Source organism: Pseudonocardia sp. NPDC049154 (genome assembly GCF_040648315.1).
Lineage (GTDB): Bacteria > Actinomycetota > Actinomycetes > Mycobacteriales > Pseudonocardiaceae > Pseudonocardia.
The window spans coordinates 17419-41300 of the sequence record NZ_JBEZDN010000071.1 but is presented as its reverse complement, the minus strand read 5'-3'; the positions used below and the strand labels follow the sequence as shown (position 1 = coordinate 41300).

General features: G+C 74.2%; 23 protein-coding genes. 8 read left to right on the top strand and 15 right to left on the bottom strand.

The features are described 5' to 3' along the window. Nucleotides 1-940: GDSL-type esterase/lipase family protein (locus AB0B41_RS27630; protein ID WP_358208344.1), on the top strand; the 940-nt coding region annotated here is incomplete at its 5' end. A gap of 32 nt (nt 941-972) precedes the next feature. On the opposite strand, the gene AB0B41_RS27625 is transcribed toward AB0B41_RS27630, so the two are convergent. Next, on the bottom strand, nt 973-2100 hold the full coding sequence (locus tag AB0B41_RS27625; protein ID WP_358208342.1) for a Xaa-Pro peptidase family protein: 1128 nt from the start codon (nt 2098-2100) through the stop codon (nt 973-975). A gap of 106 nt (nt 2101-2206) precedes the next feature. On the opposite strand from AB0B41_RS27625, the gene AB0B41_RS27620 reads away from it, so the two are divergent. Beyond that, complete coding sequence (locus AB0B41_RS27620) at nt 2207-3157, top strand: 5'-3' exonuclease H3TH domain-containing protein (protein WP_358208356.1); 951 nt, start codon at nt 2207-2209, stop codon at nt 3155-3157. 45 nt (nt 3158-3202) lie between these two features. Here AB0B41_RS27620 and AB0B41_RS27615 read toward each other — a convergent pair whose 3' ends face one another. From AB0B41_RS27615 to AB0B41_RS27580, 8 genes are all read right to left on the bottom strand, one after another. Then, nucleotides 3203-4540 carry a GNAT family N-acetyltransferase gene (locus tag AB0B41_RS27615; RefSeq protein WP_358208340.1) on the bottom strand — a complete coding sequence of 446 codons (1338 nt, stop codon included), beginning with the start codon at nt 4538-4540 and terminating at the stop codon, nt 3203-3205. A gap of 84 nt (nt 4541-4624) precedes the next feature. Beyond that, complete coding sequence (locus AB0B41_RS27610) at nt 4625-5662, bottom strand: DUF4333 domain-containing protein (RefSeq protein WP_358208338.1); 1038 nt, start codon at nt 5660-5662, stop codon at nt 4625-4627. Nucleotides 5663-6033: 371 nt separating this feature from the next. Further along, nucleotides 6034-8799 carry a DEAD/DEAH box helicase gene (locus AB0B41_RS27605; protein WP_358208336.1) on the bottom strand — a complete coding sequence of 922 codons (2766 nt, stop codon included), beginning with the start codon at nt 8797-8799 and terminating at the stop codon, nt 6034-6036. A 75-nt stretch (nt 8800-8874) separates the two neighbouring features. Then, a complete protein-coding gene (gene tatC / locus AB0B41_RS27600) occupies nt 8875-9849 on the bottom strand; it encodes a twin-arginine translocase subunit TatC (protein WP_358208334.1) in 975 nt (324 codons plus the stop codon). A 16-nt stretch (nt 9850-9865) separates the two neighbouring features. After that, complete coding sequence (gene tatA, locus AB0B41_RS27595) at nt 9866-10180, bottom strand: Sec-independent protein translocase subunit TatA (RefSeq protein WP_358208332.1); 315 nt, start codon at nt 10178-10180, stop codon at nt 9866-9868. A 61-nt stretch (nt 10181-10241) separates the two neighbouring features. Then, nucleotides 10242-10427 carry a hypothetical protein gene (locus AB0B41_RS27590; RefSeq protein ID WP_358208330.1) on the bottom strand — a complete coding sequence of 62 codons (186 nt, stop codon included), beginning with the start codon at nt 10425-10427 and terminating at the stop codon, nt 10242-10244. Next, nucleotides 10427-11431 (bottom strand): WYL domain-containing protein, encoded by a 1005-nt coding sequence (locus tag AB0B41_RS27585; RefSeq protein ID WP_358208328.1) that lies wholly within the window; start codon nt 11429-11431, stop codon nt 10427-10429. The genes AB0B41_RS27590 and AB0B41_RS27585 overlap by 1 nt, the downstream gene beginning before the upstream one ends. Beyond that, the gene (locus AB0B41_RS27580; protein ID WP_358208326.1) at nt 11428-12417 is read right to left on the bottom strand and encodes a WYL domain-containing protein; all 990 of its coding nucleotides are present in this window, start codon (nt 12415-12417) and stop codon (nt 11428-11430) included. The genes AB0B41_RS27585 and AB0B41_RS27580 overlap by 4 nt, the downstream gene beginning before the upstream one ends. 192 nt (nt 12418-12609) lie before the next feature. Here AB0B41_RS27580 and AB0B41_RS27575 point away from each other — a divergent pair, with 192 nt between their 5' ends. Next, on the top strand, nt 12610-12858 hold the full coding sequence (locus AB0B41_RS27575) for a hypothetical protein (protein WP_358208324.1): 249 nt from the start codon (nt 12610-12612) through the stop codon (nt 12856-12858). Between the two features lie 63 nt (nt 12859-12921). Here the strand turns inward: AB0B41_RS27575 and pafA are convergent, their stop codons facing one another. After that, a complete protein-coding gene (pafA, locus tag AB0B41_RS27570) occupies nt 12922-14283 on the bottom strand; it encodes a Pup--protein ligase (protein ID WP_358208323.1) in 1362 nt (453 codons plus the stop codon). Between the two features lie 42 nt (nt 14284-14325). Between pafA and AB0B41_RS27565 the strand changes: the two genes are divergently transcribed. The 4 genes from AB0B41_RS27565 to AB0B41_RS27550 all read left to right on the top strand — a co-directional run bounded on the left by AB0B41_RS27565 (nt 14326) and on the right by AB0B41_RS27550 (nt 18008). After that, nucleotides 14326-15903, top strand: a complete 1578-nt coding sequence (locus AB0B41_RS27565; RefSeq protein WP_358208321.1) for a phosphatase PAP2 family protein — start codon at nt 14326-14328, stop codon at nt 15901-15903. 61 nt (nt 15904-15964) lie between these two features. Then, a complete protein-coding gene (locus AB0B41_RS27560) occupies nt 15965-16732 on the top strand; it encodes a methyltransferase domain-containing protein (RefSeq protein WP_358208319.1) in 768 nt (255 codons plus the stop codon). A 60-nt stretch (nt 16733-16792) separates the two neighbouring features. After that, entirely contained in the window at nt 16793-17620 is an 828-nt protein-coding gene (fdhD, locus tag AB0B41_RS27555; protein ID WP_358208317.1) for a formate dehydrogenase accessory sulfurtransferase FdhD, read from the top strand. Between the two features lie 25 nt (nt 17621-17645). Beyond that, entirely contained in the window at nt 17646-18008 is a 363-nt protein-coding gene (locus AB0B41_RS27550; RefSeq protein ID WP_358208315.1) for a VOC family protein, read from the top strand. Between the two features lie 60 nt (nt 18009-18068). Here AB0B41_RS27550 and prcA read toward each other — a convergent pair whose 3' ends face one another. From prcA to fdhA, 5 genes are all read right to left on the bottom strand, one after another. Beyond that, nucleotides 18069-18863, bottom strand: a complete 795-nt coding sequence (gene prcA / locus AB0B41_RS27545; protein WP_358208313.1) for a proteasome subunit alpha — start codon at nt 18861-18863, stop codon at nt 18069-18071. A gap of 52 nt (nt 18864-18915) precedes the next feature. Further along, nucleotides 18916-19869: a proteasome subunit beta gene (gene prcB / locus AB0B41_RS27540; protein ID WP_358208311.1), complete on the bottom strand. Its 954-nt coding sequence runs from the start codon at nt 19867-19869 to the stop codon at nt 18916-18918. A gap of 130 nt (nt 19870-19999) precedes the next feature. Beyond that, nucleotides 20000-20197, bottom strand: a complete 198-nt coding sequence (locus AB0B41_RS27535; RefSeq protein ID WP_037038873.1) for a ubiquitin-like protein Pup — start codon at nt 20195-20197, stop codon at nt 20000-20002. A 145-nt stretch (nt 20198-20342) separates the two neighbouring features. Further along, nucleotides 20343-21845, bottom strand: a complete 1503-nt coding sequence (dop, locus tag AB0B41_RS27530; protein ID WP_358208354.1) for a depupylase/deamidase Dop — start codon at nt 21843-21845, stop codon at nt 20343-20345. 118 nt (nt 21846-21963) lie between these two features. Continuing rightward, nucleotides 21964-23178, bottom strand: a complete 1215-nt coding sequence (gene fdhA / locus AB0B41_RS27525; RefSeq protein ID WP_358208309.1) for a formaldehyde dehydrogenase, glutathione-independent — start codon at nt 23176-23178, stop codon at nt 21964-21966. A gap of 51 nt (nt 23179-23229) precedes the next feature. Here fdhA and AB0B41_RS27520 point away from each other — a divergent pair, with 51 nt between their 5' ends. Next, entirely contained in the window at nt 23230-23766 is a 537-nt protein-coding gene (locus tag AB0B41_RS27520; RefSeq protein ID WP_358208307.1) for an NUDIX domain-containing protein, read from the top strand. Nucleotides 23767-23882: the final 116 nt, after the last annotated feature.

Here is a 23882-nt window from a genome sequence, read left to right as displayed (position 1 = left end):
CGATCCGCGGCCGACGGCGGTCGTCGCGCTGGGCGACAGCGCGGCCTCCGGCGAGGGCGCCGGCGGCTACGAGGCGGGCACCCGCGGCGAGGGCGGAAACTGGTGCCACCGCTCCCCCGCGGCCTACGTGCACCGCAGCGCGCTGGCGGAGGTCGCCGTGAACCTCGCGTGTTCCGGCGCGGGTGCCGAGCACGTCGCCTTCGGCGCGGCGGTGCACCACACCGAGGGGTCGCAGGCGCAGCGGCTCGTGGAGGTCGCGCGGCGCCACCGCGTCCGGGCGGTGACCCTCCAGGTCGGCGCGAACGACGAGCCGGACCTCTCCGGCGTCGCGGTCGCCTGCATCCGGGCCTTCCTCGACCTGCGGGAACCGGGGTGCCGCACGACCGTCGGCCCGGGCTGGGCCGACCGGCTCACCGGGGTGGCGCCGCGGATCGAGACCGCGGCCAGGGACGTCCGCGCGGCCATGTCCGAGGCGGGCTACCCGCCGGACGGCTACGCGCTCGTGCTGCTGTCCTACGCGGCGCCGGGCAGCGAGGCGATGCCGGCCTGGCACGCCGTCCAGGGCTGCCCGTACTCCCGGCCCGACGCCGGCTGGGCGCGCACCGTTGCATTCCCGCAGCTCGCGGCCACGATTCGTGCGGTGGCCGAGCGGGTGGGAGCGCGGTTCCTCGACCTCACCCGGCTCGCCGAGGGGCGTGAGGCGTGTACGGGCCCGCTGCGCGACGAGTGGCAGCGCCGGCTCACCGTGGACCCGCGGACGCTCGTGCAGGGCGCGCTCGACACCGCGGGCCGGCACCTGTTCCAGGAGTCCTTCCACCCGACCGCGGCGGCACACACCGCGATCGCGGGGTGCCTCCGCGAATTCGTCGGCGGCACCGCGGCGCGCGCGGCGTGCGTGCCGGGCCGGGACGGCGCCGCGCACCCGGAGGTGGCGGCGTGATCACGCCCGACCCGATCGTCCTGCCGGACGGGTCAGAGGACGACCAGGTCCCGCGACCCGTTGTTCAGCCGCTCGGCGCCGGCCTCGGTCACGACCACGATGTCCTCGATCCGCGCGCCCCACTCGCCGTCGAGGTAGATGCCCGGCTCCACGCTGAAGGCCATCCCGGGCTCGAGGGTCAGCGTGTTGCCGCCCACGATGTAGGGCTCCTCGTGCACGTCGAGCCCGATGCCGTGGCCGGTGCGGTGCACGAACCGCGGGCCGAACCCGGCCTCGGTGATCGGGGCGCGGGCGGCCTCGTCGACCGACTCGGCCGTCACGCCCGGGCGCACCGCCTGCACCGAGCGCTCCTGCGCCTCCTGGAGCACGGCGTAGGTCTCGCGGATCTGCGCCGACGGCTCCGCCCCGACCGCGTAGGTGCGGGTGCAGTCCGAGTTGTAGCCGCTGGCGAGCGGGCCGCCGATGTCGATGACCACGACGTCCCCGGGCTCGATGACCCGGTCGGACACGTCGTGGTGCGGGCTGGCGCCGTTGGGGCCGGAGCCGACGATCACGAACGCGGCCTCGGTGTGGCCCTCGGCCACGATCGCGGCCTCGATGTCCGCGCCGACCTGCGCCTCGGTGCGGCCGGGCTTGAGGATCTCGCCCATCCGCGCGTGCACGCGGTCGATGGCGGCGCCCGCCTGACGGAGCTGGGCCACCTCCGCGGCGTCCTTGCGCATCCGCAGCTCGCGCAGGACCGGCCCGGCGAGCGCCTGCCGGACCTCCGGGAACGCGTCCCGCAGGCCGAACACGTGCCGCGCCGGCATCCCGTCGGCCACGGCCATCCGGGTGGGACCGCCCGCCAGGTCGGAGACGAGCAGGTAGGGGTCCTCGCCGTCCGTCCAGGTGAGGACCTCGACCCCGAGCGCCTCGAGGGTGGCGACGTCGAACCCGGGGGCCTCCAGCCGCGGCACGACCAGGGCCGGCGGGGCCCGGTGGCCCGCGGCCGGGAGCACGAGGCAGGTCAGCCGCTCGTGGGACTCGCCGGCGTGGTCGACCAGGTAGCGCAGGTCCGTGCCGGGGGTGATGAGGAGGACGTCGGCGCCCTGCTCGGCGGCGACCTCGCCGGCCCGGCGCAACCGGTCGGCGAGCAGCTCGGTGGGGACGGCGTGGCTCATGGGGCGAGCTTAGGGCGCTCACGCTGCGCGTCGGCCCCACCTGGCATGCTGGCTCACCGTGACGGCACCCCGGAACCCGGCCCCGCAGGCTCCCGCCGGCTCGCTGATGCTGCTCGACGCCGCGAGCATGTACTTCCGCGCCTACTACGGCGTGCCCGAGTCGATCACGGCGCCCGACGGGACACCTGTCAACGCGGTCCGCGGGTTCACCGACATGATCGCCCGGCTCGTCGCCGAGCACCGCCCCGCGCGGCTCGTCGCGTGCCTGGACCTCGACTGGCGGCCGGCGTTCCGCGTGGAGGCGCTGCCCTCCTACAAGGCGCACCGGATCGAGGGCTCCACGCCCGGGAGCGGGCCCGACACCGCACCCGCGGGGATCCCCGAGGAGGTGCCGGACACCCTCGAGCCGCAGGTGCCGATCATCCTCGACGTCCTGGCCGCGGCGGGCATCGCCACCGGCGGCGCCGAGGGTCACGAGGCGGACGACGTGATCGGCACCCTGGCCCACCGCGAGGACACCGATCCGGTGCTCGGCGTGAGCGGCGACCGGGACCTCATGCAGATCGTCCGGGAGGAGCCCACACCCGTGCGGCTGCTCTACGTCGGCCGCGGGCTGGCGAAGGCCGAGCTGCTCGGGCCGGCGGAGGTCGCCGAGAAGTACGGCGTGCCGCGGGACCGGGCCGGCGAGGCCTACGCCGAGATGGCGATGCTGCGCGGCGACCCCTCGGACGGGCTGCCCGGCGTCCCGGGGGTCGGGGCGAAGACGGCGGCCACCCTGGTCGGGAAGTTCGGCTCGTGGGCCGAGCTGGTCGCGGCGGTCGGCGACACCGCCGACACCCGGCTCGCCGCGAGCGTCCGGAGCAAGCTCGGCAAGGCCGCGGACTACCTGGCCGTCGTCGAGCCGGTCGTGCGCGTGGTACAGGACGCGCCGGTGGAGCTGTCGCGGTCCGACGCGCTCCCGGACTCCCCCGCCGACGCCGGTGCGCTCGCCGCCCTGGCCGAGCGCTGGGGCCTGGGCGGGTCCGTGGACCGGCTCGTGGCGGCGCTGAAGGGCTGACAGCGGAGCGGCGACCGGCGCTCCGGCGACGGTTGCCAACCACGGTCAGAAGAACGTCCCGCACCACGGCACGGCGCTCGCGGCGGGCACCGCGAACAGCTGGTTCGCCCGGACGACGGCGGCGCGGCCGTGCGCGGTCCACCAGCCGCTCGCGACCAGCTCGGAGGGCCGCCGGTCGCCGAGGTAGGCCATCGCGAGGCCCGCGACGTCGCACTCCAGGTCGGCCGGTCCGTCCTCGGCCGGCGCGGGCTCGGCGCCGTTCGTGCCGCCCGCGTGACCGCCGCCGATCAGGTGCACGCCGTCGTTCACCGGGAAGAGGTCGTCGTGCACGCGGAGGCGGAGCGGCTCGCCGCTGCTCTCGCCCCAGGTGCGGGCGGCGAGCGCGGCGGGCACGTCCAGCAGCCGCAGCCAGGTCTCGTCGCCGACGCCGGTCGTGCGGCAGGCCCGCGGGTCCTCGAGGAACAGGTCCAGTGGCTCGTCCAGTGGCCTCAGGTGGGCCGAGACGTGCCGGAGGAGGTCGATGCCCAGCAGGAAGCGCCAGAGGCCGGCCGTGGCCTGCGGGGTGGCGGCGTGCAGGTCGCCGAGCTCGAGGACGTTCTCGCCGAAGTCCGTGCCCTCCTGGCGCACGGTCCAGGTGGCGAAGCCGTCGTCGCCGTCGGGGCCGGTGTGCACCGCGATGGCCCGGGCCCCGTCGGCACTGCGCCGGGGGCGCAGGACGTGCGCCCACCAGCCCTCGTCGCGCACGATCGGGCCCGGGCGCGTCGTGGCGCCGAGGATGCGCGCGTACAGCGACGGCAGGACCGGAGCGGCCTCCTCGGGGTGCAGCAGCCGGACCTCGCCGCCCGACGGCGCGTGGGGGCGGAAGCGCGCCCCCGCGGTCACGCGCAGGTTCCGCCCGCGGCTGGCGACGCCGTAGCCGAAGCGGCCGTAGATGCGCGCCTCGCTGGCCCGCAGGGTCGCGGCGACCTCGCCGCGGTCGACGGCGTCGGACAGCTGCTCGCGCATGAGCGCGGTGAGCAGGCCGCGGCGCGTCCGGTCGGCCCGGACGCCGACGCGGGTGACGGCCGCCATCGGGACCCGTGCCCCACCAGGGACGGTGAGCGCGGACCCGAAGCTCATGGCGGTCCCGGCGAGTGTGCCCGCGGGCAGGTCCACGCCGAACGTGCGGCCCGGGGCGTAGGAGAGCCGGGTGAGGGCCCAGTGGTCGTCGTCGACGGGGCCGCCGGCGTGGAGGGCGGCGCCGAAGAGGGCGTGCGCCGCCCGGAACTCGCCGGGCTCCAGCACCCGCACCTCGGCGGCGGGCCGCGTCGCGTCGGCCGGGGGCGCGGGCCTGTGCGGCGTGTCGGTCACGGGCTCGCGGGGATCGGTACCGGTCGTGCTCACGAGAGCCGATCCTCCGGCCCCGGGCCGCCCGCTGTCATCCGGAATCCGGGCACGCTGGTCCTGCGCCGGGGGCGCTGAGCCGGGTCAGACGCGGCCGACCTGGTAGGTGCCCTGGTCGTCGAGGACGGTGACCGGGACCTCGACCGCCTCGCCGTCGACGGTCGCGGAGCAGGTGAAGGTCGTGCCCGCCGCCACCTCCTGGCCCTCGGGGCAGGTCACGCCGGTGGCCCCCAGGCCGTAGTCCTGGGTGAGGATCTGGGTCACGCCGGCCTGCAGCGCCTGCTGGTCGAACTCCTCGGTCACGAGGAACCCGGGCTTCCAGAACGCGGTCACGGCCAGGACGGCCAGCACGATGACCAGCACGGCGGCACCGGCGATCAGCTTCTTCCCGCCGCCGCCGGACTGTCCGCGGCGGCGCGAGGCGCGGCTCTCCCCGCCCGGCAGGGTCGAGGTCGCGGACGCGGCACCGCCGATCCCGGCGCCCGCCGGGTCCCAGCCGCCCGGCGCGGGTTGCGCCGCCGTGCGGTCGCCCTCGGGGCCCCACGACCCGCCGGAGGCGCCCCGGGGGCCCTCCGGGTCCCAGGCAGCGGTTCCGGCCGGATCCCAGCCGGAGCCGGAGCCCCCGCCCTGGGCGCCCGAGCTCCAGCCGGAGCCGCCGGCGGCGCTCCACTCGGACCCGCCGGTCTCGCGGCTCTCCGGTGCCCATCCGTGGGACGGCGTGGCGTCGTGTCCGGTACCGGTCGTGCCACTCGTCCCGGTCGCGTCGCCGTGCTCGACGGCCGGCGAGCCGTAGGCCGGGGTGGGCGGGTCGGCCTCGGCGCTGCGGGTGAAGTCCCATCCGGAACGCCCGGTGTGCGGCACGGTCCTCGACGCGGGGTCGTCCGTGGGATCGGTCCCGGACCCGTGTGTATCGGCCCTCGGTGTCTCGGAGCCGTAGGTGTCGCCGCCGGAGATGTCGGAGCCGTAGGTGTCGGAGCCGGAGGTGTCGGTGCCGTGGGTGGCGCCGCCGTAGGGGTCACGGTCCGTCCCGGCGGACGGATCGGGTCCGGTCCCGTCGCCCTGGCCGCCGGCTGCCCGGTGGCCCCGGTCCGGCTCGCCGTGGGGGTCCCGTGGGGTGCTCATTGCCGACCTTCCGTCCGTCCTGCGTCTCGTGCCGTTCGTGCGTCCGCGCCCGTCGCGCCTCCGCACCGCGCCGCGCTGTCCGCGCACCGGGCAACGATCCAAGCACACCTCGGCGCGCCGCCGCGGCCGGTCGCCGCCCACACCACGGACTCCCACCCTGGGTGCGCGCACTGCTGCCACCGGTGCGCACACCGCTCCCCCATCCGGCCCCGGCGGTCCCGGTCCGGCCGGCCGCTCATGATCACCGGACGTGTCCCTCCCCGGCCACGTGCGGCCGGCGTCGGTCCGGAACGACGATCACCGCCTGACGATCATCGTCGCCGTGGCGCAGCGGTCCAGGCTCGTGCGGCCAGAGACCGGCGAGGGAACTCTCACCCCACCCCCGCCGCGACGACCCCGCGGCGGACCTCACGGGCCGCCTTGTGGGCGTTGCGCCCCACGCCGGTGGTCCGCCCGGCCACGGAGGCGATCTGTTCGAGCAGGTCGAGGACCTGGCGGGCCCAGCGGACGAAATCGCCCGCCGACAGCTCCTGCCCGTTGCGCTCGGCCGCCTCGAGGACCTGGGCCAGCGACTCGCCGCGGGCCCAGCGGTGCATCGGCCAGGCGAAGCCGAGGTCCGGCTCGCGCGTGCGGTCGACCTTGTGCCGGCGCTCGTCCTGTTCGAGCTCGGCCCAGATCCGCACGGTCTCGGCGAGGGCCTCGGTGACCGCGCCCTGCGGGACGCGCGGGGCCGGGGCGTTGTCCCGGCGCGACTCGTAGACCAGGGCGGACACCACCGCGGCCAGCTCGGCGGGCTCGAGGTCCGCCCAGACCTCGTGGCGCAGACACTCGGCGGCGAGCAGGTCCGACTCGCCCCAGAGCCGGGCGAGCCGGTACCCGTGGTCGGTGACGGTCTCGCCGTCGAGGTACCCGCGCTCGGTGAGCAGCGCCCTAATCCGGTCGAAGCCGCGGGCCAGCGAGTGCGTGGTCGCCCGCACCTTCTGCCGCAGCTGCTCGGTCTCGCGCTCCAGCCGCGCGTGCCGCTCGCCCCAGCGGGCGTGGGCCTCGCGGTCGTCGCAGCCGTGGCAGGGGTGGGACCGCAGCGCGCGACGCAGGGCCGCGAGCTCGGGATCGTCCGCGGCGCCGCCACCGCGCTTCCGCCGCTGCGGGGTGGGCGGCACGATGCCGGTGTTGCGCAGCGACGACGCGAGGTCCCGCCGCACCCGCGGCGAGCGGTGGTCGACGCGCTTCGGCAGCCGCATCCGGCCGAGCGTGCTCACCGCGACGGGGAAGTCGGCGGTGGAGAGCCGGCCCGCCCAGCGGTCCTCGGTGAGCACCAGCGGCCGCGGGTCCTCGTGGTCGCCCGGCGGGTCGAGGACTACCGCGAGTCCGGCCCGTCGGCCGCCCGGCACCGCGATGACGTCACCCGGCCGCAGGGTGCGCAGCGACTCCGCGACCTCGTTCCGGCGATCGGCCGAGCCCTGGCGGCGGAGCGACTTCTCCCGGTCGGACACCTGGCGGCGCAGCCGCGCGTACTCGGTGAAGTCCCCGAGGTGGCACTGCATGGACTCGGCGTAGCCCCGCAGGGCCTCGGTGTTGCGCTCGATCCGCCGCGCCAGCCCGACCACCGACCGGTCCGCCTGGAACTGCCCGAAGGACTGCTCCAGCAGCTCGCGGCCCTGCTCGATGCCGAGCCGCTCGACGAGGTTGATCGTCATGTTGTAGTCCGCGCGGAAGGAGCTCCGCAGCGGGTAGGTGCGGGTGGAGGCGAGGCCGCCGACGTGCTCCGGGTCCACCCCGGGCTGCCAGATGACGACGGCGTGCCCCTCGACGTCGATCCCCCGCCGCCCGGCGCGCCCGGTGAGCTGCGTGTACTCGCCCGGGGTGAGGTCGACGTGGGCCTCGCCGTTGTACTTGACCAGCCGCTCGAGGACGACGGTCCGCGCCGGCATGTTGATGCCCAGCGCCAGGGTCTCGGTGGCGAAGACACATCGCACGAGTCCCTCGACGAACAGCTCCTCGACCGTCTCCTTGAAGGCCGGCAGCATGCCCGCGTGGTGCGCCGCGATGCCGCGCTCGAGCGCCTCGCGCCACTCCCAGTAGCCCAGCACGCCCAGGTCGGCCTGCGGCAGGTCGCCGGTGTGCTTCTCGATGATCCGCCGGATCTCGGTGATCTCGGCCTCGGTGGTGAGCCGCAACCCCGCCCGGACGCACTGGCTCACCGCGGCGTCGCAGCCCGCGCGGCTGAACACGAACGTGATGGCCGGCAGCAGGGCCGCCCGGTCGAGCCGGTCGATGACGGTGACCCGCGAGGCCGGCCGGATGCCGCCCCGGGAGCGCGGCGGCCCGCCCCGCCCGGGGCTCGACGAGCGGCCGCGCCGGCCCTCGGTCACCCAGGTCGCCATGTTGTCCTGGCGGGAGAGCTCGCGGGTCTGGCGCAGCAGCTCGGGATCGACGGACAGCTCGCCGCCCGTCTCGGCGAACAGGTCGTAGAGCCGGTTGCCGACCATCATGTGCTGCCACAGCGGCACCGGCCGCACCTCGTCGACGACGACGGCGGTGTCGCCGCGCACGGCGACCAGCCAGTCCCCGAACTCCTCGGCATTGCTCACCGTGGCCGACAGGCTGACGAGGGCGACGTGCTCGGGCAGCTGGAGGATGACCTCCTCCCAGACGGCGCCGCGGAACCGGTCGGCGAGGTAGTGCACCTCGTCCATCACCACGTAACCGAGCTGGTCGAGCGACCGCGAACCCGCGTAGATCATGTTCCGCAGCACCTCGGTGGTCATCACGACCACCTGCGCGTCCCCGTTGATGCTGCTGTCGCCGGTGAGCAGGCCGACGGCCGCGGCCCCGTGCCGCTCGACGAGGTCGGCGTACTTCTGGTTCGACAGTGCCTTGATCGGCGTGGTGTAGAAGCACTTGAGGCCCTGCGCCAGGGCCAGGTGCACGGCGAACTCGCCGACGACGGTCTTCCCCGCGCCGGTCGGCGCGCAGACGAGCACGCCGTGCCCGTCCTCGAGCGCCTCGCACGCCTCCCGCTGGAAGCCGTCGAGACCGAAGGGGAGGGACCCGGCGAACTCGCTCAGCCGCGGATGCGCGGCGCGGGCCCGGGCCGCGGCGTACGCCTCGGCCGGGGCCGGTGTGCTGCTGGCCACCCGACCAGGCTGTCACACCGCACCGACACTCCGCCGTCGGACGGGCCCGTAACCCCGCTCACGGGCGGGCCGGGCTCAGGTGACGTCGTCGACGTTGCGGGCGCTCGGCTCCGCGCTGCTCACCGGCGCGCGCGGAGTCACGGTGCCCGGATCCTCGATCCGGCTGGGCCCGTCCACCCGGCTGGGCGCCGTGTCGATCGGCGACGGCGCGTCCGGATCCCAGTCGTCCCAGCCCTCTGCCTTGCGCTGCTTCGCCTTGCGCCGGTCGTGCACCCGCGCGATCTGGATGGCGAGCTCGAACAGCAGCGTGAGCGCCGCCGCGAGCGCGGTCATCGAGATCGGGTCCTGCCCCGGCGTGGCGATGGCGGCGAACACGAACAGACCGAAGATGATGCCGCGCCGCGACTTGCGCAGCCGCTCGTAGCTCAGGATGCCGATCTGGTTGAGCATGACGACGAGCAGCGGGATCTCGAAGCTCACGCCGAAGATCAGCAGCAGCGCGATGACGAACCCGAAGTAGCTCTCGCCGGTCAGCGCGGTGGTCTGCACCTCGCTACCGATCGTCAGCAGGAAGGCCAGGCCCTGCGAGACGACGAAGTACGCGAGCACCGCACCCGCGACGAACAGCACCGCCGCGGTGCTGACGAAGATCAGCGCGAACTTGCGCTCCTTCGGGTACAGCCCGGGCACGATGAACGCCCACACCTGGTACAGCCAGACCGGGCAGGCCATGACGATGCCCGCGACCGCGCCGACCTTCAGGCGCAGCATGAACTGGTCGAACGGCCCGGTGCCGAGCAGGGTGCAGGACCCGTCGGCGGTGAACACCGCCCGCGACGAGGCGGGCAACGAGCAGTACGGCTCCTTGAGCAGCGCGCCCAGGCTCGGCGCGCCGAAGAACCCGACCTCGAACCAGATGTAGCCGACGACCGTGGTGAGCGCGATCGCGAGCAGCGAGATCCCGAGGCGGTTGCGCAGCTCGTAGAGGTGCTCGACGAGCGTCATCGTGCCGTCGGGGTTCTTCGGGGTCCGACGGAGGCTGAGCTTCACCACGTCGAGCGCGGCCCTACTGCTGGTGCTCGCGCTGCTCCGCCGGCTGCTCCGCGGGCCGCGCCGCCGGGGCCGACGAGTCGGTGGCGGAGGTACCCGTGCTGCCGGTGGTGCCCGAGGTGGCGCCCTGCGCCGGCGGGAGCTGGGCCGGGGGTTCCTGCTTCGCCGGCTCCTCGGTCTTCCCGTCGTTCTTCATGCCCTTCATCTCGCCCTTGAAGATGCGGGCGGACTGCCCGACGGAACGGGCCATGTCGGGCAGCTTCTTGGCTCCGAACAGCAGGAGCACCACCACCACGAGGATGACGATCTCCCACCCGCCGAGACTCGGCATGAGCAGTCCTTTCGACGGAACCGGTTCGCCCCGATAGTACGCACCGGCACCCCGGGCACGGTCAGCGGCGGGCGCGCAGGTCCGCGGCCGCCGACCGCAGCGGGAGGACGGCCTGCTCGGTCCGCCGGCGCTCCTGCCGCGCGGCGTGCACGAACCGCCGCACGTGGGCGAGGCAGACCACCGCCACGGCCAGCAGCAGCACGATCCCCGCCGCCCCCAGCAGGACCGGCACCCAGTACAGCCCCATCAGCGTCCCCCCGCTCCCGTGCCGCGCCCGCCCGCGGACACCTCGTCGTCCGTGGTGGTCGCCGCGGCGAGCGCCTCGCGCGCCCGCTCGGCCACCGCGACCGCCAGCTCCGGCGGCTCCAGCACCCGCGCCCCGCCGCCGAGGCCCAGCACCAGCCGGACCAGCCACGCCGGGTCGGCGTAGCGGAGCAGCACGCGCGCCGCACCCGAGCCGTCGAGGTGCTCCACGACCTCGTCGACCGGGTAGTACTCGGCGATCCAGCGGGCCTCGCGGGCCACCTCGAGGACCGCGGTGCGGTGCTCCTCGCTGGGCGAGAACAGCCCGCGCGAGACGTCGTGCGGTTCCGCGTCGGACGGCGGCGCGCTCGGCTCGGCGAGCTCGGCGACCTCCTCGACCCGGTCCAGCCGGAACAGGCGCACGCCCTCCGCGCGCCGGCACCAGGCCTCCAGGTACCCGCGGCCCTCGACGAGCAGCAGCCGCATCGGGTCGACGGTCCGGCGGGACACCGCGTCCCGCCCGGCGGTGTAGTAGACGATCTGCAGGGCCCGCCCGCGGTCCAGGGCGCCGCGCACCGCGGCCGCGGTGGCCTCCTCCTCGCGGGTGAGGTCCACGGCGACGGTGGCCACCCCGGCGTCGCCCACGGCCCGTTCGATCTTGGCGGTGGCCCTGCGCACGGCCGCGGTGTCGACGACGCCGGGTGCCTCGCCCAGCGTTCGCAGCGCCACGAGCAGCGCGGTCGCCTCCGCGGTGGTCAGCCGCAGCGGGCGGCGCATCCCGGCGTCCTCGGTCACGGTGACCGTGTCGCCGGAGAACGAGAGGTCGACGAGGTCGCCCGGCCCGTACCCGGGCAGCCCGCACATCCACAGCAGCTCGAGGTCGCGGCGCAGCTGCCTCGGGGTGATGTCGAAGTCCGCGGCGGCCTCGGCGATCGGGATGCCCGGCCGGGCCAGCAGGTACGGCACCAGCGACAGCAGCCGCGGCAGCCGGTCGGCGACCCCGCTCACCGGACCCGCTCCCCCGCGTGGGCGACGAGCGCGCCCTCCCACAGCCGCCGCACATGGGCGGCGAGCCCCGGCGGGTCGAGCACGACGACGTCCGGCCCCGCCCCGGCCAGCCAGCGCGCGACGGTCCGCTCGCTGCGCAGCTCGATCTCCAGCACGTCCCCCCGGCGCCCGCCCAGCTCGCGCGGCCCCACGACCGTGCCGAGCCGGCGCAGGCCGTGCGCGTGGCCCTCCGCGACCCAGACGGTGGCGACACCGACGACCGGCCCCTGGTCGACGGTCCGGTGGATCGACGCCATGAGGTCCGTCCCCGGCGGCACGGTCACCTCACCGGGCTCCCCCACGGTCTTGACCGGCTCGAGGATGCGGGACAGCCGGAAGGACCGGACGTCCTCCCGGTCCCGGTCGTGGCCCACGAGGTACCAGCGGCCCCGCCACGACACCACGCCCCACGGCTCGACGGTGCGCCGGGCGATCTCGCCGGTCGGCCCGCCGCGGCGATGGTCGAAGGTGACGGCCTGGCCGGCCTGCACGGCGGCGAGCAGCGGCGCGAACGCCGGCTCGGCGGCCCGGACCCGCGGCTGCACCGAGCCGCGGGTCTCGTCGACCTCCACGCCGGCGGCCCGCAGCTTGCGCAGGGCCCCGTGCGCGGCGCCGGACAGCTCGGGCGAGTCCCACAGCGACCCGGCCAGCGCGACGGCGGCCGCCTCCTCGGCGTCGAGGTCGATCTCGCCGAGCTCGTAGTCGCCGCGGGCGATGCGGTAGCCCTCCACGGTGTCGAACGCCGAGGTGCGGCCGGTCTCCAGCGGCACGCCCAGCTCGCGCAGCTCGGTCTTGTCCCGCTCGAACATGCGGAAGAATGCCTCGTCGCTGGTGGCGTCCGCGTAACCGGGCACGGTCGCGCGGATCCGCTCCGCGGTCAGGAACTGCCGCGTCGACAGCAGGCAGAGCACCAGGTTGACCAGGCGCTCGGCACGGGCGGAGGACACGGGGGCAGCATACGACCAACCGTTCGAACGCCGCGGGCACCCGGAGAACTCGGCACGTCGGACCGCGGTCGGGTGACCGTGCGGGGCCCGCGGGGGCGGTGTCTCAGGAAGCGACACCGCGCGGCCTTGACCCGGCGATCACCGCGGCAGAGGCTTCCGCTGACGCACCGCACAGCGAGGAGGCTCACCGCGATGACGCACGACGCCGGCCTGCCGGAGACCTTCAACCCGTGGAGCGTCGTGAACCTGGTGTTCCACCATCTCGCCGACCAGGGGCTGCACCCCGTGCTCGGCGAGACCGGCGACCCCAAGCAGGCCGCCGAGGCGCTCCTGCACGCCCTGGGGATCCAGCCCGCGCCCGATCACGCCGGGCCCGCCGCCAAGCCGATCCAGGACGACCTGCTCGCCCTACGGAAGAAGATGATGCCCGGCATCGAGTAGCCCCGGCCCACACGACGACGGCCCCGCCGCCCGGGAGGGCGACGGGGCCGTTCGCATCCGCGGCTACAGGGACTGGATCAGCCGGTCCACCCGCTCGTCGACCGAGCGGAACGGGTCCTTGCACAGCACGGTGCGCTGGGCCTGGTCGTTGAGCTTGAGGTGCACCCAGTCGACCGTGAAGTCGCGGCCGGCGGCCTGGGCGGCGGCGATGAAGTCGCCGCGCAGCTTGGCCCGGGTGCTCTGCGGCGGGGTGTCCTTGGCGACCTCGATCTCGCCGTCGTCCGTGACCCGCTCGACCAGGCCCTTGCGCTGCAGCATGTCGAACAGCCCGCGGCCGCGCCGGATGTCGTGGTAGGCGAGGTCGAGCTGCGCGATCCGGGCGCTGGACAGGTCCAGGTCGTGCTTGGCGCGGTACCGCTCGACCAGCCGGTACTTGATCGCCCAGTCGATCTCCCGGTCGATCAGGGAGAAGTTCCGGCTCTCGACGGCGTCGAGCGTGCGGCCCCACAGCTCGACGACGCGGTCGAGCGTGCGGTCCTCGCTGCCGCGCTGGCGCAGGTGCTCGACGGCGCGCGCGTGGTACTCGCGCTGGATGTCCAGCGCGCTGGCCTCGCGCCCGCCCGCCAGCCGCACGGTGCGCCGGCCGGTGAGGTCGTGGCTGATCTCGCGGATCGCGCGGATCGGGTTGTCCAGGGTGAAGTCCCGGAACTGGACGCCGGCCTCGATCATCTCCAGCACCAGGTGCGTGGTGCCGACCTTGAGCAGCGTGGTGGTCTCGGCCATGTTCGAGTCGCCGACGATCACGTGCAGCCGGCGGTAGCGCTCGGCGTCGGCGTGCGGCTCGTCCCGGGTGTTGATGATCGGCCGGGAGCGGGTGGTGGCGCTGGAGACGCCCTCCCAGATGTGCTCGGCGCGCTGGGACAGGCAGTAGACCGCGCCGCGCGGGGTCTGCAGCACCTTGCCCGCGCCGCAGATCAGCTGGCGGGTGACCAGGAACGGCAGCAGCACGTCGGCGATCCGGGCGAACTCGCCCTGCCGCGCGACCAGGTAGTTCTCGTGGCAGCCGTAGGAGTTGCCCGCCGAGTCGGTGTTGTTCTTGAACAGGTAGATGTCGCCGCCGATGCCCTCGTCGACGAGCCGGCGCTCGGCATCGACCAGCAGGTCCTCGAGGATCCGCTCGCCCGCCTTGTCGTGGGCGACGAGCCCGGTCAGCGTGTCGCACTCGGCGGTCGCGTACTCGGGGTGCGAGCCCACGTCGAGGTAGAGCCGGGCACCGTTGCGCAGGAAGACGTTGGACGACCTGCCCCAGGACACGACGCGCCGGAACAGGTACCGCGCGACCTCGTCCGGCGACAGCCGGCGCTGGCCGTGGAAGGTGCACGTGACCCCGAACTCGGTCTCGACCCCGAAGATCCGACGCTGCATGTCTCACAGCGTAAGCGCAGGAAGCCCCATAAGGTCACGCCTGTGACCGACTGGTTCCGGCGAGTCGCCCTGAAATCGCGCCGCCTCGATCGGGGGCTGGCGGCCGTCAACGACCTCGACCGGGCCGTGACGGCCGCCGTCTCGGCGCGCCCCCACACCCGGTTCGACCACGTCATGCGCCGGCTGTCCGCCACGGCGAACCACAGCGCGCTGTGGGTGGTCGTCGCGGGGGTGCTCGCGGTGCGCCGCGGGGCCGGCCGGAAGGCGGCGGCCCGCGGCATGCTCGCGATCGCGCTGTCCTCGGCCACGGCCAACGGGATCCTCAAGCCGTTGCTGCCGCGCCGCCGCCCGGCCGCGGCCGAGCTGCCCGCCTACCGAACCCTGCGCAACCCCCCGACCTCGTCGTCGTTCCCGTCGGGGCACGCCGCCTCGGCGGCCGCCTTCGCCACCGCGGTCGCCCTGGACAACCCGAAGGTGGCGCCGGCGGTCGTGCCGCTGGCCGCGGCCGTGGCCTACTCGCGGGTGCACGTGGGCGTGCACTGGGCGTCCGACGTCCTGGTGGGGGCCGCGGTCGGGTCCGGCATCGCGCTGGGGACCCAGCGGTGGTGGCCCCCCCGGCGCACCGACGAGGCCCGCGCCCGGCCGGTGGACACCGTGCCGGAGCTGCCGCAGGGCGAGGGCCTGGTGATCGTGGTCAACCCCCACTCCGGCCCACCCGACCAGGACCTCACCGAGGAGGTCCGCGAGGCACTGCCGGCCGCGCACCTGCTGCGCGTGACCCGGGGCAAGGACGTCGGCGAGCAGCTCGACGAGGCCGTCGCCGACCGGGGCGACTGGGTGCAGGCCCTCGGCGTGGCGGGCGGCGACGGCACCGTGGCCGCGGCGGCCGCGGCGGCGGACCGCCACCACCTCCCGCTGGTCGTGGTCCCCGCGGGGACGCTCAACCACTTCGCCCGCGACGTCGGCGTCTACGACCTGCAGGAGGCGGTCGACGCCACCCAGGCCGGCGAGGCGGTGGCGGTCGACCTCGCGCTGGTCGAGGCGCACCCCGGGGCCGGCGACGAGCCGGTGGACCCGGAGGTCATCCGCACCCGGTACTTCCTCAACACCGCCAGCGTCGGCTCCTACCCGGAGCTGGTCCGGCTGCGCGAGAAGTGGCAGCCGCGCTGGGGCAAGTGGCCCGCGTTCGCCGCCGCGCTGGTCACCGTGCTGCGCCGGTCGGAGAAGGTGCGGGTCAAGGTCGGCGACCGCTGGCACCTCGTGTGGTTCATCTTCGTCGGCAACGGGCCCTACCACCCGCGCGGCATGGTCCCGGCCTGGCGGCCGACCCTGGACTCGGGGCTGCTCGACGTCCGGTGGCTGCGCGCCGACGTCGCCTTCTCCCGGCTCCGGGTGGTGGGCGCGCTGATCTTCGGCGCGCTCGGGCACAGCCGCGTCTACACCCAGCTCGAGACCCCGGAGCTCGACGTCGAGCTGGCCGTGCCGAGCATCCTCGCCACGGACGGCGAGGTGGTCGAGGAGGCCGGCCGGTACACCTTCCGGGTCGCGAAGAACCCGGTCCCGATCTACCGGCGCGACGAGGAGCGCTGGACCGGCCGGGACCGGCCCTTCCAGGGCTGATCGCCCCGTAATGCCCGGCTGGTCCGGTCCGACCCACCCGGACACGCCCCCTGGAGGACCGATGACGCTCGCGTTCGACGAGGAAGGCGCCCGCGAGGTCGAGCGGGTCTACTCGACCCCCGACATCGTCCGGCAGCGCGCCGAGGTGCTGGGCCTGCTCGCGCCGCGGCCCGGCGAGCGGATCCTCGACGTCGGCTCCGGCCCCGGCTTCCTGCTCGAGTCCCTCGCCGCCGCCGTCGGCCCGGAGGGGGTCGTCCACGGCATCGACCCGAGCCCGGCGATGAACGCCCTGGCCACGCGGCGGGTCGGGGCCGTGCCCGCCGTGACCATCGCCCAGGGGTCCGCGGAGTCCCTCCCCTACCCCGACGACGACCTCGACGCCGTCGTCTCCACCCAGGTCTACGAGTACGTCGCCGACATCCCGCGGGCCTTCGCCGAGCTGCGCCGGGTCGTCCGCCCGGACGGCCGGGTGCTGCTGCTCGACACCGACTGGGACTCGGTGGTCTGGCACGTCGCGGACCGGGCCCGGCACGCCCGCGTCATGGCGGCCTGGGAGGAGCACCTGGTGCACCCGCACCTGCCCGCGACCTGGGCCCGGCACCTCCGGGCCGCCGGGTTCCGGATCACGACGCAGGCCGCGATCCCGATCCTCAACCCGCACCTCGACGAGGACACCTACAGCGCGCTCATCGCCCGCACGATCGCCGGCTACGTCGCGGACCGGCAGGGCCTGAGCAGCGAGGACGGCCGGGCGTGGCTCGCCGACGTCCGCGGCGGCGACTACTTCTTCAGCATGAACCGCTTCTGCGTGATCGCCGTCCCGGAGTGAGGCCCGCTCCCACACGTTCAGGCCAGGCGGCGGACCCCCCGGCTCCGTAGGCTGGACCCCATGGGAAGGCTCACCGCACGGCGGCCGGTGCTGCGGCTCGCGGCGGACGGATCGCAGCGCCGCCGGCCGGACACGCTGGCCGTGGAGGAGCCGCTCGAGCTGCGGGTCGACGGGGCGCCGCTGACGGTCACCATGCGCACCCCGGGGCACGACGTCGAGCTCGCCCACGGCTTCCTCCTCACCGAGGGGGTCATCGGCGCCGCCACGGACCTCCTCGCCGCCCGCTACTGCGACTCGGTCGACGCGGAGGGCCGCAACACCTACAACGTCCTCGACGTGACGCTCGCGCTGGGCGTCGAACCGCCGGACACCTCGGTGGAGCGGAACTTCTACACGACCTCCTCCTGCGGCGTCTGCGGGAAGGCCTCGCTCGACGCCGTGAAGCTCAAGTCCCGCTTCTCCCCCGCCCACGACCAGGTGCGCGTGCCGTGGGAGGTCGTGGGGACGCTGCCGGACCGCCTGCGGGAGGCCCAGAAGGTCTTCGACTCGACCGGCGGGCTGCACGCGGCGGCGTTGTTCGGGCCGGACGGGTCGCTGCTGGTCACGCGCGAGGACGTCGGCCGGCACAACGCCGTGGACAAGGTCCTCGGCCACGCCCTGCTCGAGGGCCGGATCCCCGCCGCCGGCACGGTGCTGCAGGTCTCCGGGCGTGCCTCGTTCGAGCTGGTCCAGAAGGCCGTGATGGCCGGCGTGCCGGTGCTGGCCGCGGTGTCCGCGCCGTCCTCCCTGGCGGTGGAGCTGGCCGACGAGGCCGGCCTCACCCTCGTCGGATTCCTCCGCGGCGGCTCGGGCAACGTCTACACGCACCCGGAACGCATCGCCCTCTAGGCCGGCCTCGCCCTACGCTCGCGGCATGCGCGTCGACGGGCTGGACCACATCGTGCTGGTGACGGAGGACCCCGAGCGGCTGATCGGCTGGTACCGGGAGACCCTGGGGCTGGCACCCGAGCGGCTCGACGAGTGGCGGCGCGGCCAGGTGCCGTTCGCCTCCCTGCGGGTGTCCCCGGGCACGATCATCGACGTCCAGCGGGGCGAGCGGACCGGGACCAACCTGGGCCACTTCGCCCTCGTCGTGACCGGGGCGGATCTCGACGCCCTCGCCGCGGAGCACGGTGTGGCGGGCCCGAAGGACCTCTTCGGGGCACGCGGCCAGGGCCGGGGCATCTACCTCACCGACCCGGACGGCAACGGCGTCGAGCTGCGCACCTACTCCTGAGAACGACGGCGCCGGCCCACCGAGGTGGACCGGCGCGCCGGGGTTCGGACTCGGACGGACTCAGTTCGACGACGGCAGGGCCCCGCCCGCGGCCGGGGCGTCGTCGCCGCCGCGCACGTCCGGCTCGTCGGCGGCCTCGCCGCGGTTCGCGGCCGGCAGCAGGTTGCGCAGCACGGGGCCGGTGATCCGGCGGAAGGCCCGGCCCGGGCGGCTGCGGTCCAGCACGGCCACCTCGAGCGCCTTCTCGCCGAGCACGCGCGCCTCGGTGCCATTGCCGGGGCCCGACCCGGGGACCTGCAGGCCCTCCAGCGCGCTCGCCAGCGCCTCGCCGAGGTCGTGCCCGCCGTCGTAGACGTCCTTGAGCTTCGTCGAGATCGGCTCGGTGGTGCCGCCCATGACCACGTACTGCGGCTCGTCGGTGATCGAGCCGTCGTAGGTGATGCGGTACAGCTGGTCTCCGTCCGGCGTCTCGCCGACCTCGGCCAGGCAGATCTCCGCCTCGTACGGCTTCTGCTGCTCCACGAACGCCGCGCCGATGAACTGGGCGTAGGTGTTCGCCAACCAGCGGCTGGTGACGTCGCGCCGGTCGTAGGAGAACCCGCGGGAGTCGGCGAGCCGGATGCCGGCGGTGCGCAGCCCCTCGAACTCGTTGTACCGGCCGACGGCGGCGAAGCCGATCCGGTCGTAGATCTCGGAGACCTTGTTCAGCGCGGAGGAGTGGTTCTCCGCGACGAACAGCACACCGCCGCTGAAGGTCATGACCACGACGCTGCGGCCGCGGGAGATGCCCTTGCGGGCGAGCTCCGACCGGTCGCGGAGCAGCTGGTCGACGGAGGAGTAGAAGGGCATCGTCATCGGGGGACGCTCCTGAATCTCATCGTGCTGGCCGGGGTGCGAGCGGGGGCGCTCAGCCGCCCGGGTTCTCCGCCCGGTCCGCCACGATCCGCTCGACGATCCCGGCGATCTCCTCCTCCGAGCGCCGCACGGCACCCTCGGGACCGGTGATGCTGACGACGACCGGGTAGATCTTCCGGACCAGGTCCGGACCGCCGGTCGCGGTGTCGTCGTCCGCGGCGTCGTACAGCGCCTCGAGCGCGGTGCGCAGCGTGGTCTGCAGGTCCGCCGAACTGCGGTGCAGCTTCTTCATCGAGGACTTGGCGAACACCGAGCCGGAGCCGACGGCGTGGTAGCCGAGCCACTCGGCGTAGCGGCCGCCGGTGGGGTCGTAGGTGACGATCCGGCCGGCCTTGGCCGGGTCCGGCTCCTCGGTGTCGTAGCCCGCGAACAGCGGCACCACCACGAAGCCCTGCATGGCCGCGCCGAGGTTGCCGCGGATCATCCCCGCGAGCCGGTTGGCCTTGCCGTCGAGGGACATGGCCACGCCCTCGATCTTCTCGTAGTGCTCGAGCTCGACCGAGTAGAGCCGGATCATCTCGATCGCGATGCCCGCCGAGCCGGCGATGCCGACCGCGGAGTGCGAGTCCGTGATGAAGATCTTCTCGATGTCCCGCTGGGCGATGACGTTGCCCGCGGTGGCGCGCCGGTCGCCGGCGATGACGACGCCCTCGGCGAACTGCAGCGCGACGATCGTGGTGCCGTGCGGCACGCCCAGCGCGTCGGGCGTCATGGGCCGGCTCTCCGGACCGCGGGGCGCGTCGAACATCCGGCCGGGGAGCAGGTGCGGCTGGGTGGCCGCGACGTAGTTGGCGAACGACGTCTCGCCCAGTGCCGCGAAGGCGGCGTGGTGGCCGAGCCCGGGCTGCCCGGGCCGCCCGTCCCGGCGGCCGGCCGCGGGCTCGGGGGAACCGGGGAACGGGCGGCCGATCGCAGCGGGCCCGGGGATGCCCTCGCGGAACTCCATGGTGTGGGGTGTGCCTCTCTCGCAAGTCGCTGTCGGGGTGTCGCTCACGGATGGGGCCGGGTACCAGGTACTAGCAGAGACGGGCCGGACCCCTTCCGGGGCCCGACCCGCCACCGGCTGTCAGGTGCGGCTACTGGCCGCCCTTCTGCACGTACGCGCGGACGAAGTCCTCGGCGTTCTCCTCGAGGACGTCGTCGATCTCGTCGAGGATCGTGTCGACGTCCTCGCCCAGCTTCTCCCGGCGCTCCTGGCCGGCGGCCGAGGCGTCGCCGCTCTCGTCGTCGTCGCCGCCGCCACCGCCCTGGCGCTTCGTCTGCTCCTGCGACATGACGTCTCCTCCTCGCGTCCGATCCCGGGCGACCCGCCACCGTCGTGGCAGGCAGACCCCGGGGTCCGATGCGTCCAGCCTACTTGCCGGGACCCGCCGTCGCCCACGGTTCGCGGGTTGCGAACTGATGTCCCGGCGGGGCGGCTCACCCGTTGGTGAGGGCCTTCACCAGCTCCTCGGCGGTCCGCGAGCCCTCGATCAGCTCCCCGACGTGCCGGCGCGTGCCGCGCAGCGGCTCGAGCGTCGGGATCCGGACCAGCGACTCGCGGCCCAGGTCGAAGATGACCGAGTCCCACGAGGCCGCCGCGACCTCGGCCGGGTAGCGCTCGAGACAGCGGCCGCGGAAGAAGGCGCGGGTGTCCTCCGGGGGGTTGCGGATCGCGCGCTCGACCTGCTCCTCGGTGACCAGCCGCTTCATCGACCCGCGGGTGACCAGGCGGTTGTAGAGGCCCTTGGCCATCCGGACGTCCGTGTACTGCAGGTCGACCAGGCCGAGGCGGCCCGAGTTCCACTGCAGGTTGTCCCGCTCGCGATAGCCGTTGAGCAGGCGCAGCTTGGCCGTCCAGTCGAGCCGGTCCGCCGTGCGCATCGGGTCCTCGGCGAGGTCCTCCAGGATCTCGCCCCAGAGCTGCAGCACCTCGGCCGTGTCCGGGTCGATGTCCGCGCCCTGGGAGTTCTCGACGTGCTTGACGGCCTTCTCGTGGTAGGCCCACTGCAGCTCGACGGCGGTGAGCGAACGCCCGTCGGTGAGCTCCACCTTCTGCTGCAGCGACGGGTCGTGGCTGATCTGGTGGACGGCGCGCACCGGCTCGGCCAGGCGCAGCTCGTCGAACCGGACGCCGTTCTCGATCATGTCGAGGACCAGCGCGGTGCTGCCGACCTTGAGCAGCGTGGCGTACTCGCTCATGTTGGCGTCGCCGATGATGACGTGCAGCCGGCGGTACTTGTCCGCGTCGGCGTGCGGCTCGTCCCGGGTGTTGATGATGCCGCGCTTGAGCGTGGTCTCGAGGCCGACCTCGACCTCGATGTAGTCCGCACGCTGCGAGATCTGGTAGCCCTCCGTGTCCCCCTGGGCGCCGATGCCGACCCGGCCCGCACCCGTGATCACCTGCCGGGACACGAAGAACGGGGTGAGCCCGCCGACGATCGCGGGGAACGTGGTCTGGCGGGCCATGAGGTAGTTCTCGTGCGAGCCGTAGCTCGCGCCCTTGCCGTCGACGTTGTTCTTGTACAGCTGGATCCGCGGCGCGCCGGGCACGGTGGCGGCCCGCACCGCGGCCTCCTCCATGATCCGCTCCCCCGCCTTGTCCCAGATCACGACGTCCCGCGGGGTCAGCACCTCGGGCGTGGAGAACTCCGGGTGCGCGTGGTCGACGTAGAGCCGGGCGCCGTTGGTGAGGATGACGTTCGCCGCGCCGAGGTCGTCGAGCTCCGAGTCGTTGCCCGAGCTGGACAGCGTGGGCGCGGACAGGTCGAACCCGCGCGCGTCGCGCAGCGGCGACTCCACCTCGTAGTCCCAGCGGGCGCGGCGGTTGCGCGGGATGTCCTGCGCGGCCGCGTACGCCAGCACGATCTGCGTGGAGGTGATGACGGGGTTGGCGGTCGGGTCGCCGGGCACGGAGATGCCGTACTCGACCTCGGTGCCCATGATGCGGCGGGCGGTCACGAACGGACCTCGCGGGAGTGCATCCCCAGAGCCTAACCCGCCCGGCGGCCGGAACGGCGGTCGCCGGGCGGGTCGGACACAGTGGTGCGGGGCCCGCGGATCAGGCCGCCGGGATCATGCCGTGCGGGTCGATCACGTACTTGCGGGCCGCGCCCCGGTCGAACTCCTGGTACCCGCGCGGGGCGTCCTCGAGCGGGATGACCGTGGCGTTGACCGCGTCGGCGATGTGCGCCTTGTCGTGGAGGATCGACATCATCAGCTTGCGGTTGTACCGCAGCACCGGGCACTGACCGGTGACGAAACTGTGGCTCTTCGCCCAGCCGAGGCCCAGCCGCACCTTGAGCGTGCCCTCCTTGGCGTCCGGGTCCGACGCCCCCGGGTCACCGGTCACGTACAGGCCCGGGATGCCGAGCTGCCCCGCTGCGCGGGTGACGGTCATGATGTCGTTGAGCACCTGCGCGGGCTTCTCCTCGCCGCCGCCCTGCCCGGTGGCCTCGAAGCCCACGGCGTCGACGGCGCAGTCGACCTCGTTGGTGTTCAGGATCTGGTCGATCTGGTCCTCGAGGGCCGCGTTCTGTCCGATGTCCACGGTCTCGCAGCCGAAGGAGCGCGCCTGCTCGAGGCGCTCCTTGTTGAGGTCGCCGACGATCACGACCGCCGCGCCCAGCAACTGCGCGGAGTAGGCGGCGGCCAGCCCCACCGGCCCTGCTCCGGCCACGTACACGGTCGATCCCGTGGTCACCCCGGCGGAGACGGCGCCGTGGTAGCCGGTCGGGAAGATGTCGGACAGCATCGTGAGGTCGCGGATCTTGGCCAGCGCCTGGTCGCGGTCCGGGAACTTGATGAGGTTGAAGTCGGCGAACGGCACCATGACGTAGTCCGCCTGGCCGCCCTCCCAGCCGCCCATGTCGACGTAGCCGTAGGCCGAGCCGGCGCGGGCGGGGTTGACGTTCAGGCAGACGCCCGTGGCCCCTTCACGACAGTTGCGACAGCGCCCGCAGGCGATGTTGAACGGCACCGTGACGATGTCCCCCACGTTCAGGAACTGGACGTCGTTGCCCTTCTCGATGATCTCGCCGGTGATCTCGTGCCCGAGGGTCTGCCCGGGCGGCGCCGTGGTCCGGCCGCGGACCATGTGCTGGTCCGACCCGCAGATGTTGGTCGAGACGTTCTTGAGGATCACGGCGTGCGGCGCCTCGCGGCTCATGCCCATGGCCTGCGCGACGTCGACCGGGACCTCCAGCTTCGGCATGTCGTGGTCCTCGACCTCGACACGGCCGGGCTCCTTGTAGACGACGATCCTGTTTCCACCCATGAACCCCTCCCTACTCCGACGTGGCCAAGGTCACAACGGGACCATGGCCCCATGACGGGTGGGGACGAGCGGATCGCGGTCTACGACGCGTCGGGGGCCGTCGTGGGGGTCGCGCCGCGGGCGGAGGTCTACGCGCGGTCGCTCTGGCACGGCAGCGCCGGCGTGATCCTGCGCAGCACGGACGGCCGGCGCGTGTACGTCCACCGCCGGGCGGACGACAAGCTCGTGATGCCCGGCCTGTGGGACTGCGTGGCCGGCGGGGTCGTAGATCCCGGCGAGACCCCGCTCGGGACGGCGACCCGCGAGCTGGCCGAGGAGCTCGGCGTGCGCGGGGTGGCACTGCGGCCGCTGCTGGCGGTGGCGTGGGAGTCGGGGCCGGGCCCCGGCCTCGGTGGGCCGGAGGGGCTGCGCTGCCACCTGTTCGGCTACGAGGCCTTCTCCGACGGGCCGGTGCACCACCAGCCGTCGGAGGTCGCGGAGGGCGGGTGGATGACGAACGCCGGACTGGCGGAGCTGCTCGCCGACCCGGCCCGGGGGTTCGCCCCCGACTCCCGGATCCTCGCCGAGCATTTCCTCCGCACCCTGTGAGTGGCGATGGTCGCTCTGGCGACCATGGCCCCACACGCCATTGGTGGTGGGGGGAACCCATAAGAAGTTGTTGAAGTTGGCGGGGGGGGCGGGGGGAGGCGCCAGGAGCGCCGCGG